Raw genomic sequence first — 13988 nt, 5'->3', positions numbered from 1 at the left:
TTTCCTTCCTGATTTTTCTGACATTTTATTGCCATGGAGTCTAACGTGATTAGCATCTTCGATATTTTCAAAATTGGTATTGGGCCTTCGAGTTCTCACACCGTCGGGCCAATGAAAGCCGGGAAAATATTTAGCGATGAGCTTATCGCCCTCGGCCATATTAATAATACTTCTCGTGTCGTGGTGGATGTTTATGGTTCTTTATCTCTAACCGGTAAAGGCCACCACACGGATTTAGCCATTATCATGGGGCTTGCTGGTAATTTACCCGATACAGTAAATATCGATGCGATCCCTGGTTTTATTCGTGATGTGGAAAGCACGGGCAAGCTGATGCTGGCCAATGGTGCCAAAGAGGTGGAGTTCCCAATGCAGGGCAGCATGAACTTCCATTCCACCAACCTTCCTCTGCATGAAAATGGCATGACCCTGAGCGCCTTCGACGGCGAGCAGCTGCTTTATAGCCAAACTTATTACTCGATTGGCGGCGGGTTTATCGTCGAAGCCAGCCGTTTTGGTATGCAGGAAGAGAGCGCGGTCACCATGCCATTCCCATTCAAATCCGCCCATGACTTGCAGCAGCACTGCAATAATACCGGCTTATCGCTATCCGGCGTGATGATGCAAAACGAACTCGCGGGTCACTCGAAAACTGAGATTGCCGAACATTTTGCGGCTATCTGGGATGTGATGAGCGAGGGCATTACTCGCGGTATTCACACCGAAGGCCTGCTGCCGGGCCCTATGAAAATTAACCGCCGCGCCGCTGCTTTGCGCCGGATACTGGTAACGCAGGATAAGAATAATGTTGACCCGATGGGCGTCGTCGACTGGATAAACATGTACGCCATGGCGGTCAATGAAGAGAACGCCGCCGGTGGCCGCGTGGTGACTGCGCCAACCAACGGCGCCTGTGGCATCATTCCCGCGGTGCTGACTTACTACGATCAGTTTATTCGGCCGGTCAGCCCAGACTCTTACAGCCGCTTTTTCTTAGCCGCTGGCGCGGTGGGCGTTCTGTTCAAAATGAATGCCTCTATTTCGGGTGCCGAAGTCGGGTGTCAGGGGGAGGTCGGCGTGGCCTGTTCAATGGCGGCGGCTGGGCTTACCGAACTGCTGGGCGGCAGCACGGCGCAGGTGTTTATGGCAGCAGAAATCGCTATGGAACACCATCTCGGTTTAACCTGCGATCCATTGGCCGGGCAGGTTCAGGTGCCTTGCATCGAGCGAAATGCCATCTCAGCCGTGAAGGCGGTGAATGCTTCGCGTATGGCGTTACGCCGCACCAGCGAGCCACGCGTCTGTCTCGATAAAGTCATTGAAACCATGTATGAAACCGGCAAAGACATGAATTCTAAATATCGCGAAACATCGCGCGGAGGATTGGCCATCGCCGTTGTGGCGTGCGATTAGTCAAAAAATCTGTTTTCTCTAAGGCGGGAAACCGCCTTTCCGCCCCAAATCTCCTGCTGCTCTGTGCTATGTTGGTTTAGAGGTATTCACAAATCTGACCATACTCAATAACAGTTAAAGGGACGAATCGGCATGTCGACATTTTTCATGAATGACCGCAAGAATCTGATTAACGACGTAATTGAAGGCGCAATTCTTACTTCCCCCTACAAAAATCTCGCCAAGCTGGACATCGATCCGGCCATTCGCGTTGTGGTTCGCAGCGACTGGGACAAAAAGAAAGTCGCGCTGATCTCCGGCGGCGGCTCCGGCCATGAACCGGCGCACGTCGGATTTATCGGCAAAGGCATGTTAACCGCCGCCGTCTGTGGCGATGTTTTTGCTTCTCCCAGCGTCGACGCGGTGCTTAGCGCCATTATTGCCGTCACGGGCGAAGCTGGCTGCTTGTTGATTGTGAAAAACTACACCGGCGACCGTCTCAACTTTGGGCTGGCGGCTGAAAAAGCCAAAAACCTGGGTTACAAAGTCGATTTAGTGATGGTCTCCGACGACATCTCCCTGCCGGATAACAAGCAGCCTCGCGGCATTGCCGGCACCGTGCTGGTGCACAAAATCGCGGGCTATGTGGCTGAAAAAGGTAAGTCACTCAAGGCGGTAACCGCCGCGGCGCAAAAGGCTATTGATGCCACCTCGAGCATTGGCGTGGCGATGACCGGCTGTAGTTTGCCGGGAGACAGCGGCAAAGAAGAGGAAGAGAGCCGCATCCCTGCCGGACAGGTTGAGCTAGGTTTGGGTATCCACGGCGAGCCGGGCGTGTCGAAAATCAAAACTCAGAACAGTGAAAAAGTCGTTGCCACCCTGGTCGAGAAGCTACAGGCGCAGGTGAAGAAAAGCGACAAACTGGCGGTATTGATTAATAACCTCGGCGGCGTTTCTCCTCTGGAGATGAATCAGCTGACCAAAGAGCTGGTGCATTCGGCGCTCGGCAAGTCGATTCGCTATCTGATTGGCCCTGCGGCGCTGGTCAGCGCGTTAGATATGAAAGGCTTCTCGCTTTCCACCATTGTGCTCGACGATGAAACAGAAAAAGCGCTGTTGGCGGATGTCGAAGCCGCAGGCTGGCAGCCCCTGGTGAAATTGGAAAAACTGCCGACGTTGAAAGCCAAAAAGCTGGGGCAGAAATCAAAAGTTAAGGCCTCAACCAATGCCGAAGTGGGCAAGATTGTCGAGGTAGTCACCGAGACGTTATCCGGGCTGGAAGATGAGCTGAATAAGCTGGACGCCAAAGTCGGCGATGGCGATACCGGTTCAACCTTCGCCTCCGGCGCGCGTGATATCCAAGAGCAAAACAAAGGCAAAAGGCTGCCGCTTAACGACCTTTCTGCGCTGTTAGCCGTGGTCGGCGATCGCCTGGCAACTGTCATGGGCGGCTCGAGTGGCGTACTGATGTCGATTTTCTTCACCGCCGCCGGGCAAAAAGTGGCAGAAGGGAAAAAGATCAACGAGGCGCTGTTGTTTGGTTTGGAACGCATGAAGCACTACGGCGGGGCTGACTTGGGCGACCGCACCATGATTGATGCCTTGCAGCCCGCTCTGGAAGCTTTGGGTAAAAAAGGCGACCTGAAAGCCGCCGCCAAGGCCGCCGCAAAAGGCGCCAAGGACACTTCCACCATGAAGAAAGCCAACGCGGGGCGCTCCTCTTACCTCAGCAGTAATAGTCTGAAAGGGGTGAAAGATCCGGGCGCAGTGGCAGTGGAAAAAGTGTTTGAGGCGCTCGCCAAATAACCTTCTTTATATGCTGTATATGCGCTGAAATAAAAACGGCCTGTGTGGTTTTCCATGCGGGCCATTTTTTATGGGCGCTATTTATTTCTGCATGAAGCCTTATTGCGAAGCTCCAGCAGTTCGGCCAAAAGGTTGATCTAAAGCAGGCAAAGTCGCTTCTCCCCCACGCTCTGTGTGGCTTATCCGTATAATTCCTCGCCAAAATATTCATAATGTCACTCCGCTAACGAAGAGCTTCTATGTCTGCCAGCCTGATCCAGCCCGAGCGCCATCTGTTTTCCTATCCCCTTTATTGGGCCGAGTGCTATGGCACCGCCCCATTTTTACCCATGTCCCGCGAGGAGATGGACCAGCTTGGCTGGGATAGCTGCGATGTGATTGTGGTGACGGGCGATGCCTATGTGGATCACCCCAGCTTTGGTATGGCAATCATTGGCCGCATGCTCGAAGCGCAGGGGTTCCGCGTGGGGATCATCTCCCAGCCTGACTGGACGTCCAAAGATGACTTCATGAAGTTGGGCAAGCCGAACCTGTTTTTTGGCGTGACGGCGGGCAACATGGACTCGATGATCAACCGTTATACGGCAGATAGAAAATTGCGCCATGACGATGCATACACCCCGGATAACGTCGGGGGCAAACGGCCAGACCGCGCCACGGTGGCGTATTCCCAGCGCTGCAAAGAAGCCTTTAATGATGTGCCAGTGGTGCTCGGCGGAATAGAAGCCAGCCTGCGTCGTATCGCCCATTACGACTATTGGTCTGACACGGTGCGTCGTTCGGTGCTGGTTGACTCCAAGGCCGATATGTTGATTTACGGCAACGGTGAGCGACCGCTGGTTGAAGTGGCGCACCGGCTGGCAGCAGGGGAGCACATCAGCGAGATCGTTGATGTGCGCAATACGGCGGTGATGCGCAAAATGGCATTGACGGGCTGGAGCGGGGTGGACTCAACGCGCCTTGATAAACCAGGCCGCATCGAGCCAATAATGAACCCCTATGGTGAAGACCTGCCTTGCGCTGAAGGAATACTGCCCGAAGCCGATGGCCCGCAGCCCATCACCGTTCGCGCACCTAAGCCGAAACCTTGGGAAAAAACCTACGTTCTGTTGCCCTCGTTTGAGAAAGTTAAAAATGACAAAGTGATGTATGCCCATGCTTCTCGGATCTTGCATCACGAAACTAACCCCGGCTGCGCGCGGGCGCTGATGCAAAAACATGGCGACCGTTACGTGTGGATCAATCCGCCTGCGATCCCCCTCGCCACCGATGAGATGGACTCAGTTTTCGCCCTGCCTTTCCAACGAGTGCCGCATCCCTCTTATGGTCAGATGCGTATCCCCGCGTATGAGATGATCCGTTTTTCCGTGAATATCATGCGCGGTTGCTATGGCGGCTGCTCTTTCTGCTCGATCACCGAACATGAAGGGCGAATTATTCAGAGCCGTTCTGCCGATTCTATTGTCAGAGAAATTGAAGAGATCCGCGATCGCGTGCCGGGATTCACCGGCGTGATTTCGGACTTGGGTGGGCCTACTGCGAACATGTATATGTTGCGCTGTCAGTCGCCACGTGCAGAACAAACCTGCCGTCGCGCCTCCTGCGTCTACCCTGATATTTGCCAGCATATGGACACTAATCATGAGCCGACCATTAAGTTATATCGGCGTACTCGTGCTTTGAAAGGTATCAAGAAAATCCTGATTGCATCGGGTGTGCGTTATGACCTCGCTGTACAAGACCCGCTTTATATTAAGGAGCTAGCGGAGCATCACGTTGGGGGATATTTGAAGATTGCCCCTGAGCATACCGAAACGGGACCTTTATCTAAGATGATGAAACCTGGCATGGGCAGCTATCATCGCTTTAAGAAGCTCTTTGACCAATATTCGAAAGCTGCCGGGAAAAAGCAGTATCTGATCCCCTATTTTATTTCGGCACATCCGGGGACGCGGGACGAAGATATGGTTAATTTAGCCCTGTGGTTGAAAGAGAATCGCTTCCGACTGGATCAGGTACAAAACTTCTACCCATCACCACTCGCCAGTGCGACCACCATGTATTACAGCGGCAAAAATCCGTTGAATAAGGTGGATTACAAAAGCGAAGACGTGGTGATACCTAAAGGAGATCGCCAGCGGCGTTTGCACAAAGCCTTACTACGCTATCACGATCAGGCGAACTGGCCAGTGATCCGCGAAGGGCTAGTGACGCTGGGGCTCAAGCATCTTATCGGCGAACGTTCGGAGTGTCTGGTTCCCGCCGAAAATGGCAGGGGCTATAACGCCAATCGACCAAAATTCAGCGCCCGTCCGGCAGCTACACGCTTTACAGAGGGGCCGAAGCCCCTCCAATCTGGCGTGAGAAAGAGCACCGCTAGTCGAGGTAAAAAACCGGCTTAAGACTATGACTCACTGGGCTATTATCGGCATTCGCGGGCATAATGTCCGCCATATGTCGCCACCATTTTTGGCAAATTTGGGTGTCTGCTACTGCATTCCAGCGCGCTTCAGATTCAATCTCTACGGTGGCAAACAGCAAGCTGCGCTGCTCATCCAAGAAAATGCTGTAGTGATGCGCTCCGTGGGCCTTCAGCGTTTCTTCTAACTCCAGCCAGATAGGGGTGTGCCGCCGCTGATATTCGGCGTGCGCGTCAGGATTCACCTGCATCACAAAAGCTTTACGAATCATTTGTGTCCCCTCATTACATCGCGTTGAGATAGAGTTCACGGACCTGTTCCCGAGAAGCTTCTCTTGGGTTGCAGGGCGCGCAAGGGTCTGCCAGTGCTTTATCCAGCCAGCCTTCGATATCGTCTTTCGTGATGCCGAGCTCGGCAAAACCTGAAGGAATACCCACGCGTTGAGAGAGTGCGCGGATAGCGTCGAGCGCAGCGTGGCTGGCGCTTTCTTCATCCATCCCGCTGATATCTACCCCCATAGCACGAGCAATCTCTGCAAACCTCTGCGGACAGGATGGCCGATTAAAGGCTTCAACGATCGGCAGTAATATGGCGTTGCAGACACCGTGCGGCAGGTTGTGCGTGGCGCCCGGCTGGTGAGCCAGTGCGTGAACCAGTCCCAACCCGGCGCTATTGAATGCCATACCCGCCAGATATTGACCGTGGGCCATCTTCTCGCGTGCCTGTAAATCCTTGCCGTTCTCTACTGCTGCTGGCAACCATTGGCTAATGGTACCGATCGCCGCCAGCGCCGTCGGATCCGTCAGGGGATGTGCCCCAACAGAGACGTAAGCCTCGATAGCATGGGTAAGGGCATCCATGCCGGTTGCGGCAGTGACGCTTGCAGGGATGGCCAACATAATGGCGGGATCATCCACGGCGATATCAGGGATCAGGTTGGTGTCGATGATCACTTCTTTGACCTGACGCTGGCTGTCGGTGATCACCGCGTTACTGGTTAACTCGGCCGCGGTGCCTGCCGTAGTGTTGATCGCCACCAAAAACGCACCTGGGTTTTTCACCTTGCCAACGCCCGAATAGGCCGTGACCGGCGCAGGGTTGGCAGTGAGGATTTTGATGCCTTTCGCTGTATCAATCGGGCTGCCGCCGCCAAACGCGATCAGATAGCTGCATTTATTCTGCGCATAGAGCCGGTAGCCTTCATCCACGATTTCACTGGTGGGGTTTGGCGAGACGCCGCTATAGAGTGCATAGGGCAAGCTGGCTGCTTCTAAAGCGTCAAACAGGCCGTCGAGCAGGCCGAGTTCGATCAGCTGGGCATCCGTGACTATGAGCGCTTTGCCGGAGATCTTGGTCTGGAGCAGTGCCACCATATCCGTGATGGCACCTTGCCCATGTAAGCTAATTTTAGGTAAAGCCAACATAAAGCTCATAACGCGTTCCTTTTCATCATTATGCTTTGAGTGCGGCGGCAAAAGGTTTGACGTCGAAACGCTCGCCCAATGCAATCAATTCCTCGGTAGAAATGGTTTGCTTCTTGCCGCCCATGGCAATCACTTTGACCAATATCTCTGCGGATTTCTCAGCGGTATCAATAAGTCCAAAGGCATCGTCGAGGGAAGGGCCGCTGCCGAAAATGCCGTGATAAGCCCAGAGCACCAGAGTGTGGTGTTGCATCTGATCGGCAGTCGCTGCACCGATGCCATCCGTGCCCGGCACCATCCACGGCACAATGCCGATACCATCAGGGAATACCACCAGACATTCGGTGCTGCATTCCCAAATTTCGCGAGTGAATTTTGCGCTATCAAGCTCAAGCACGTAGGTCAGAGCAATCAGGTTAGTGGCATGGCAGTGCATGATCACTCGATCCTGACCATCAGTCACTTTCATGCGAACGATATGAGATTGAAGATGCGCAGCCAGCTCGGAGGTCGGTAAGCCCCCGGCAGTTAAGCCCCACAGAATGCGGTAACCCGTCCCCTGACCGTTAAGTTGTATAACGGCCAAAGACTCGGCGGGCGAAAGCTGAACATTGCGGAAGAACTTGCCCGAGCCCGTGACGATAAAGTAGTGATTCGCCAGTTCCGGTGCTGCTTGAGTTAAGGCTACTGACCGTGGCTCGCTGTAAAAATCGGCTTTATAGGGCGCGACATCTTCTGGCAACAGGCGCAGGCTGACGTTGCCGCCGTTGCGCTCATCCCAGCCTTTCAGCCACATATCGCTGGTGGCTTTGATCATGCCCTGGACGAACCAAGCGTTGAGTAAAGTTTTCATCGTTAAATACCTTTAAAATCTTAAAAAATAGTGAGTTAGCTTTTATCGTTTTGCGAGTTCAGTTTTTTCATAATGGCGAACGTTATCCAGCCATTGGCTGCCGACCGGCACGTCATGGCGCAGGCAATACATATCCCACACGGCTTGCCACGGCAGGCATTTCTGTTCTTCGAGCAGCGCCAGCCTTGCGGTGTAGTCCCCCTCGTTCTCGAGCTTTTTCAGCAAGTCGGTGGGTTCGAGCAGGGCGCGCAGTAACGCTTTTTTCATATTGCGCGTGCCGATGACCCACGCCGCGATACGGTTGATGGAGGCGTCGAAGAAATCTAATCCGATGTGTACGCGGTCAAACAGCTTGTGGCGGATGATCTCGTTGGCGATGGCCTGAGTTTCGTCATCCAGCAATACCACGTGGTCGCTGTCCCAGCGTACCGGGCGGCTGACGTGAAGTAGCAAGCGCGGGACGTACAGCATGACGCTGGAGATTTTGTCGGAGATGACTTCCGTTGGATGGAAATGACCTGCATCCAGACACAGTGCAGTTTGGCGGCTGGACGCATAGCCCAGATAAAACTCATTCGAGCCGACGGTATAGCTTTCCGTGCCGATGCCGAACAATTTGCTTTCTACTGCGTCAATGTGATGGTGGGGATCGAGCTTCTCAGCAATGACTTCATCAAGCGCGCTTAATAGCCTTTCACGCGGGGCGAGGCGATCGACGGTGAGATCTTTCATGCCATCAGGGATCCAGATATTCATCACCGATGGGGTATTGAGCGCCTTGCCGAAAGAGGCGGAAATCCGGCGACTGGCCTGACAGTGTTCAATCCAAAACTGGCGGATTTCAGGATTAGCGTGCGACAGCGTGAAGCCATCTGCACTCAGTGGGTGTGAGAAGCAAGAAGGGTTAAAGTCCAGCCCTAGCTGGTTTTTCTTCGCCCATTCGACCCACTGGCTAAAGTGTTTGGGTTCGATTTCATTGCGTGCGACAGGCTTGTCAGATTCCAAATATAAAGCATGTAAATTCAGGCGATTAGGGCCGGGAATAAGCGACAGGGCCTGTTCTAAATCGGCACGCAGTTGCTGTGCATTTTTAGCTTTACCCGGATAACTGCCGGTGGCCTGAATCCCTCCTGTTAATGCGCCTTCTGGATTTTCAAAACCGGCAACGTCGTCACCCTGCCAGCAGTGCATTGATACAGGTAGAGTGTCGAGTTTCTGCATCGCGTCTTCGGCATCAATACCGAGTTGGGAAAAGCGCTCTTTCGCGAGCGTCCATGCATGATCTATAGATGAAGTCATACTGCGAGTTCCTCATTGGCGTTACTGAGTGCCTGAAAGCGACACCAGTGGGTAGCAAGATTGGGTACAGGCTGCGGCACATAGCGCTGCTGTGGGAATTGGCTAGAGAGCATTTGCCGATAAAGGTCGACATCTTTGACCAAGTTAAGGGCCATAAGCTGGCAGCCGATATTGCCAAGGGTGGAAGCCTCGACAGGGCCAGCGGTCACAGGAATTTGGCAGACATCGGCACAAAGTTGATTGAGAAAAGCATTCTGGCAGCCGCCGCCGACAATATGGATTGCCTCCAGCGGTGCTCCTTGTAATTCAGCGAGCTGCTGAGCCGTTTGACGATAAAGCATGGCAAGGCTGTCAAAGATGCAGCGTGCTAATGCCGCAGGGTTTGTTGGGACCGGCTCCCCCTGCTCATGGCAGGCTTCACAGATGGCATCGACCATGGATGCGGGGTTAATAAAGCGCGAATCGTTAGGATTGATAAGGCTGACAAAGGCCGGCAGCGCGGCCGACTCGTCAATTAAGGACGGCAAATCCTGCACGTTCAGCTCGTTGCAGATGCGCTGCAACAGCCACAGTCCCATGATGTTTTTTAATACGCGATAACTGCCGTTAATCCCGCCTTCATTGGTGAAATTCGCCTCAAGAGCCGCACGATGGGTGAAGGCTTTCGGGCTTTCGATCCCCATCAGCGACCAGGTACCGGAGCTGAGATAAGCTGAGTTTTTTCCGGACATTGGGGCGGCCACCACGGCACTCGCCGTGTCATGGGTGGCAACGCTGGTTACCGGCACGCGGTGCCCGTTAGGAGAAAGCCAATAGCCTAATGATTTACCCGGTTGTGAGGGCTTCTCTAGCCAGCTTTGCGGAATGCCCGCATATTCGAGCAACTTTTCATCCCACTTTCCGCTGTGAATATTGACCATCTGTGTGGTACTGGCATTGGTATGTTCCCAGTTCATCACGCCGGTTAAACGGTAATACAGATAGTCAGGCATCAGCAGAAGGCGGTCTATTTGCGGGAGCCATTCTGGCTGCTGGCGAGTCAGCGCTTTTAACTGGTAGAGGGTATTGAACGGCAAGAACTGAATGCCCGTGGTGCGATAAATCACGTCTCGACCAAGCTCCAAACAGGCTTGTTCCATCACGCCGTCCGTGCGTTTATCACGGTAAGCGACGGGCAGGCCGACACGGTTTCCCTGCGCGTCCAGCAAGACAAAATCGACTCCCCAGGTATCAATCCCAATGCTGTCGAGGCGAATATCGGCACTCTCCAGCAGGGTCAGGCCAGTAAGAATATGCTGCTCTAGAGCGTCGAGATCCCAAGTGTCATAGCCATCAACTTTCACCAGCGTATTAGGAAAACGATGGATCTCTTTCAGCGTCAGTTGCGCTTTATGTTCACTATTAAAGGTTGCAAGCATCACGCGCCCACTCGAGGCGCCCAGATCAATTGCAGCAATATGGTGGAGTGTCATAACGGCCATTCCTTTTCAGATATGGTCGCAGTTTAGGCGGGGAGCTGGGGCATGACCTTCCCGTGAATGCCAAGCAATGGAGGCAGTTGGCAGCATCAAAAAGGTGATGGGGGAGTGGATCACAAAACGATAAAAACGAAGGAACTTCACCGCGAATGTAATGGGAAGAATTTTGCAATTATAGGTTGTGATCTTCGCCGCAGTTCCTTTCAACAGTCGGCAAATCTTTAAAAAATAACCGCGAACGCGTTTTCTATGCCGTCGTTTTAAGGTTATCCGCCAGTGGTCAGGATAGGGTTATTTCACTTATTGAGGACAGGAGGCGAGACATGACGTTACTAATTGGCGATGATTATTTTGCTTCACCAGAGTTAACCATAGCCGTGGAACGGCGAACTCCGCAGGAAGCCTTCCCTGAGCATTACCATGATTTCCACGAGATCATGCTGGTGGAGAGTGGGTCCGGCGTACATATCTTTAACGATGCACCTTATACACTTACCGTCGGCACTGTCTGTTTCGTGCGCGCCAGTGACCACCATCTTTTTGAAAGCGTCGATAATCTTCGGCTGACGAATGTGCTTTATCGTTCACCACAGGCATTTCGTTTTCTGCACGACGTCGGGCAATTTCTCCCGCAAGAACATCACTATCAGCAACAGGTGCATTGGCAGCTTAGCCCAACTTTGTTGCAACAGGCTCTACAATGTATCGCTGTTTTAGAGCAGCATGCGGGGGGAACCCACCCCCAGCAAATCGCGGCGACGGAAAGCCAGTTTCTGCACCTGTTGATCCTGCTCTATCAGGGGTGTTTCCAGCCACTATTGCGAGACACCTCGGAAAACAAAATTAACCAGCTACTCGAATGGCTGCATGGCCATTACAGTGAGGAGATTAACTGGCCGGAAGCCGCAGATCGATTTACGTTGGCACTACGCACCTTACACCGGCAAATGAAGCAGCAAACTGGTATGACGCCCCAGCGTTATCTTAATCGCCTACGTTTGCTCGAGGCGCGCCGCAGGCTACACCATAGCGATCAAAGCATTACCGATATCGCCTACGCCTGTGGCTTCAGCGACAGTAATCATTTCTCGACGCAGTTTCGCCGGGAGTTCTCCATGTCGCCAAAACTGATGCGCAACCAATTGCGTTAGCTGCCGCACCTTTTGGCTGCTTGATGCGGGTATAAAATTTGCCCTGCGCTTATATTCCTTTGACTGAATGGGTTTGGGGATAGCCACGATGCAGCTTAAATTAATGAAAAATGATTTTTTTCTGACCAATAAAAACTCCGTCATGGTGGCCGAACGCCACCCTCAGGCAAATTTCCCTTCCCATGATCACGACTTTGACGAGTTGGTGATTGTTTGGCGGGGTAACGGCACGCATATTTGGAATGGCATTCCTTACCCCATTACCTGCGGCGATCTGTTCTATATCAATGCCAATGACCGACATAGCTATGAGTCAGTCAATGACCTGGCGCTGGACAATATTCTGTATTGTCGCGAACGCTTTCGTCTGGCTGCCGATTGGACCCAACTGCTGCCAGGGGAGGGCGTAAGCCAGGAGCAGCGCTATTGGCGGCTCAGTTCCCTTGGCATGACGGCTTTACGGGATAAAGTCGACGAGCTTTCTGCTGAATGTATGAAATCAGAATCGATCTCGGTTCAGCTCAGTGAAGCCTTATTGATGCAGCTCGCCCTCTTGCTGCTGCGTTATCGTCACCCGCCAAATAGCGGCGTTTTACCCGATGCTCACCAGCTAGATCTGCTGCTGATGGCACTGCGAGCGAGTATTAGCGAGCCGTTCCATCTGGAGAGTTTCTGCCAGAAGCACGGCGTAGGGCTACGCGCAGTGCGAGCCTTGTTCAAACAGCATACCGGCATGAGCGTGTCGCACTACTTAAGACAACTACGGCTGTGTCGGGCTATGAGTTTGCTGCGCTATAGCGATCGGACCATTGGTGAAGTTGCGGCGGAATGCGGCTTTGATGACAGCAACTATTTTTCAGTGGTGTTTAACCGAGCCTGCGGGGTATCGCCAAGAGATTATCGCCAGCGCTTTATGAAACATGTCGTTAAGCCGATGGTGGTGCCGACATTATCCTGATGCTCATGGAGCGACTGCCACAGTGAGTTTATCTTTGTGGCAGTCGCTGTAGGCAATGTGATTAAGGGATTAGGCCGACATTCCCATGCCCACGATGTTGGCGGCCAGAATAATGATCAGACATCCCAGAGACAAAATTGCCACCGGCTTCTTGCCCACGCCTAGCCACTCTTTGAGCAACAGGCCAACAATACCGCCGCACAAGACGTAGAAACTCATGTGTAACATCCAGCTCATGTAGCCGTACTCTGACGGAATGCTGGCGTGGCCCCACGCATAGAAGAAGAATTGCAGGTACCACATGGTGCCGCCCAAGATGGCAAACAGCGCATTCGTGATGAGCAGGGGTTTAGCAATCGACAGATCTGCTTTCACGGAAAGTTCGCGACGGGTTGCCAGCCGAATAAAGCAGAAGCCGAGGTTGACGATCGCGCCGCCGCCCATAATGACAACATAGCTTGGCAAGGCAACATAGAGGGGATTCAAACCTAGCTGCGCGGCTGATTCATGCATAGGCGTCGCGGCGCTCATGGCAAATGACATTCCGGCGGAGAAAATACCGCAGAAAGCGGCCAAAATAAGCCCCTTCTTGAGGTTAAACTCCTCTGCTTTGATGCCCAGCGATTTTTCCTTCAGGTAGCCTGCGTAGCTGACCACGGCAACGCCAATCACCGCGACCAACACGCCGAGCAGCGTCATTCTGCCGCCCGCCGTTCCTATCAGCACATCAACTTTCCCTTGCAGAACGGGTGTCATGAGCGTGCCAATTATGAGGGTGATACCGATGGCGATGCCTATCCCCAGCGACATGCCTAAATAGCGCATGGTCAGGCCATAGTTGATATTACCTATGCCCCACATTGCCCCAAACAGGAAGATAGGTAGCAGTGTTGAAAGACTGAATGAGCTGTAATAGGCCCAAAAATCTGGCAATAAAACATAGCTCACTGCCCAGGGCAGAACTATCCATGAGAAGAGGCCGGCCATCGACCACATGGTCTCCCACGACCACTTTTTAACTTGCTTGAGCGGGGCGTAAAAACAAGCTGCGCTGGCGGCGCCCACCAAGTGCCAGATAATGCCAAGAATAATAGAACTGCTCATACTGATAACCCTTTTTCGTTATTCATACTGGTTGTAGATGAGGTTGTTATGTGAGGGCACGTTTTACTGCCGCGATAAACGTTAAGGGCGGCATTGAGCGAAG

General features: G+C 53.0%; 11 protein-coding genes. 5 read left to right on the top strand and 6 right to left on the bottom strand.

Annotated elements, in window-relative coordinates; genetic code table 11:
• Positions 1-45: 45 nt before the first annotated feature.
• The 3 genes from ACT3RT_RS11060 to ACT3RT_RS11050 all read left to right on the top strand — a co-directional run bounded on the left by ACT3RT_RS11060 (position 46) and on the right by ACT3RT_RS11050 (position 5600).
• Entirely contained in the window at positions 46-1413 is a 1368-nt protein-coding gene (locus tag ACT3RT_RS11060) for an L-serine ammonia-lyase (protein WP_396131561.1), read from the top strand.
• Between the two features lie 132 nt (positions 1414-1545).
• Complete coding sequence (locus ACT3RT_RS11055) at positions 1546-3198, top strand: dihydroxyacetone kinase subunit DhaK (RefSeq protein WP_496202973.1); 1653 nt, start codon at positions 1546-1548, stop codon at positions 3196-3198.
• Positions 3199-3437: 239 nt separating this feature from the next.
• On the top strand, positions 3438-5600 hold the full coding sequence (locus tag ACT3RT_RS11050) for a YgiQ family radical SAM protein (RefSeq protein ID WP_353500857.1): 2163 nt from the start codon (positions 3438-3440) through the stop codon (positions 5598-5600).
• Here the strand turns inward: ACT3RT_RS11050 and rhaM are convergent.
• Genes rhaM through rhaB form a run of 5 tightly spaced genes read right to left on the bottom strand, consistent with a single transcriptional unit; the run spans position 5575 to position 10666 of the window.
• Positions 5575-5889: an L-rhamnose mutarotase gene (rhaM, locus tag ACT3RT_RS11045; RefSeq protein WP_353500858.1), complete on the bottom strand. Its 315-nt coding sequence runs from the start codon at positions 5887-5889 to the stop codon at positions 5575-5577. The two genes, ACT3RT_RS11050 and rhaM, sit on opposite strands and share 26 nt — an antisense overlap.
• A gap of 13 nt (positions 5890-5902) precedes the next feature.
• On the bottom strand, positions 5903-7051 hold the full coding sequence (gene fucO / locus ACT3RT_RS11040) for a lactaldehyde reductase (protein ID WP_485902231.1): 1149 nt from the start codon (positions 7049-7051) through the stop codon (positions 5903-5905).
• 19 nt (positions 7052-7070) lie between these two features.
• Positions 7071-7895: a rhamnulose-1-phosphate aldolase gene (gene rhaD, locus ACT3RT_RS11035; RefSeq protein ID WP_353500860.1), complete on the bottom strand. Its 825-nt coding sequence runs from the start codon at positions 7893-7895 to the stop codon at positions 7071-7073.
• A 42-nt stretch (positions 7896-7937) separates the two neighbouring features.
• The gene (locus ACT3RT_RS11030; protein WP_485902235.1) at positions 7938-9194 is read right to left on the bottom strand and encodes an L-rhamnose isomerase; all 1257 of its coding nucleotides are present in this window, start codon (positions 9192-9194) and stop codon (positions 7938-7940) included.
• Positions 9191-10666, bottom strand: coding sequence for a rhamnulokinase (gene rhaB, locus ACT3RT_RS11025; protein WP_485902237.1), 1476 nt, complete (start codon positions 10664-10666; stop codon positions 9191-9193). The genes ACT3RT_RS11030 and rhaB overlap by 4 nt, the downstream gene beginning before the upstream one ends.
• 329 nt (positions 10667-10995) lie before the next feature.
• On the opposite strand from rhaB, the gene rhaS reads away from it, so the two are divergent.
• Both rhaS and rhaR read left to right on the top strand, forming a co-directional pair.
• Complete coding sequence (gene rhaS / locus ACT3RT_RS11020) at positions 10996-11823, top strand: HTH-type transcriptional activator RhaS (RefSeq protein ID WP_353500863.1); 828 nt, start codon at positions 10996-10998, stop codon at positions 11821-11823.
• 88 nt (positions 11824-11911) lie between these two features.
• Complete coding sequence (gene rhaR, locus ACT3RT_RS11015) at positions 11912-12781, top strand: HTH-type transcriptional activator RhaR (protein ID WP_353500864.1); 870 nt, start codon at positions 11912-11914, stop codon at positions 12779-12781.
• A gap of 69 nt (positions 12782-12850) precedes the next feature.
• On the opposite strand, the gene rhaT is transcribed toward rhaR, so the two are convergent.
• Positions 12851-13885: an L-rhamnose/proton symporter RhaT gene (rhaT, locus tag ACT3RT_RS11010; protein WP_485902240.1), complete on the bottom strand. Its 1035-nt coding sequence runs from the start codon at positions 13883-13885 to the stop codon at positions 12851-12853.
• Positions 13886-13988: the final 103 nt, after the last annotated feature.

It is taken from the genome of Ewingella sp. AOP9-I1-14 (assembly GCF_052375995.1).
GTDB classification, from domain to species: domain Bacteria; phylum Pseudomonadota; class Gammaproteobacteria; order Enterobacterales; family Enterobacteriaceae; genus Ewingella; species Ewingella allii.
Note: the sequence above shows the minus strand (reverse complement) of the source record. Positions and strands in the feature narration are given on the sequence as shown.

Excerpts from the sequence above, each read along its gene's own strand:
- ACT3RT_RS11055 (WP_496202973.1), top strand. The coding sequence starts at position 1,546 with ATGTCGACATTTTTCATGAATGACCGCAAGAATCTGATTAACGACGTA.
- ACT3RT_RS11050 (WP_353500857.1), top strand. The coding sequence starts at position 3,438 with ATGTCTGCCAGCCTGATCCAGCCCGAGCGCCATCTGTTTTCCTATCCC.
- rhaM (WP_353500858.1), bottom strand. The coding sequence starts at position 5,889 with ATGATTCGTAAAGCTTTTGTGATGCAGGTGAATCCTGACGCGCACGCC.
- fucO (WP_485902231.1), bottom strand. The coding sequence starts at position 7,051 with ATGAGCTTTATGTTGGCTTTACCTAAAATTAGCTTACATGGGCAAGGT.
- rhaD (WP_353500860.1), bottom strand. The coding sequence starts at position 7,895 with ATGAAAACTTTACTCAACGCTTGGTTCGTCCAGGGCATGATCAAAGCC.
- ACT3RT_RS11030 (WP_485902235.1), bottom strand. The coding sequence starts at position 9,194 with ATGACTTCATCTATAGATCATGCATGGACGCTCGCGAAAGAGCGCTTT.
- rhaB (WP_485902237.1), bottom strand. The coding sequence starts at position 10,666 with ATGACACTCCACCATATTGCTGCAATTGATCTGGGCGCCTCGAGTGGG.
- rhaS (WP_353500863.1), top strand. The coding sequence starts at position 10,996 with ATGACGTTACTAATTGGCGATGATTATTTTGCTTCACCAGAGTTAACC.
- rhaR (WP_353500864.1), top strand. The coding sequence starts at position 11,912 with ATGCAGCTTAAATTAATGAAAAATGATTTTTTTCTGACCAATAAAAAC.
- rhaT (WP_485902240.1), bottom strand. The coding sequence starts at position 13,885 with ATGAGCAGTTCTATTATTCTTGGCATTATCTGGCACTTGGTGGGCGCC.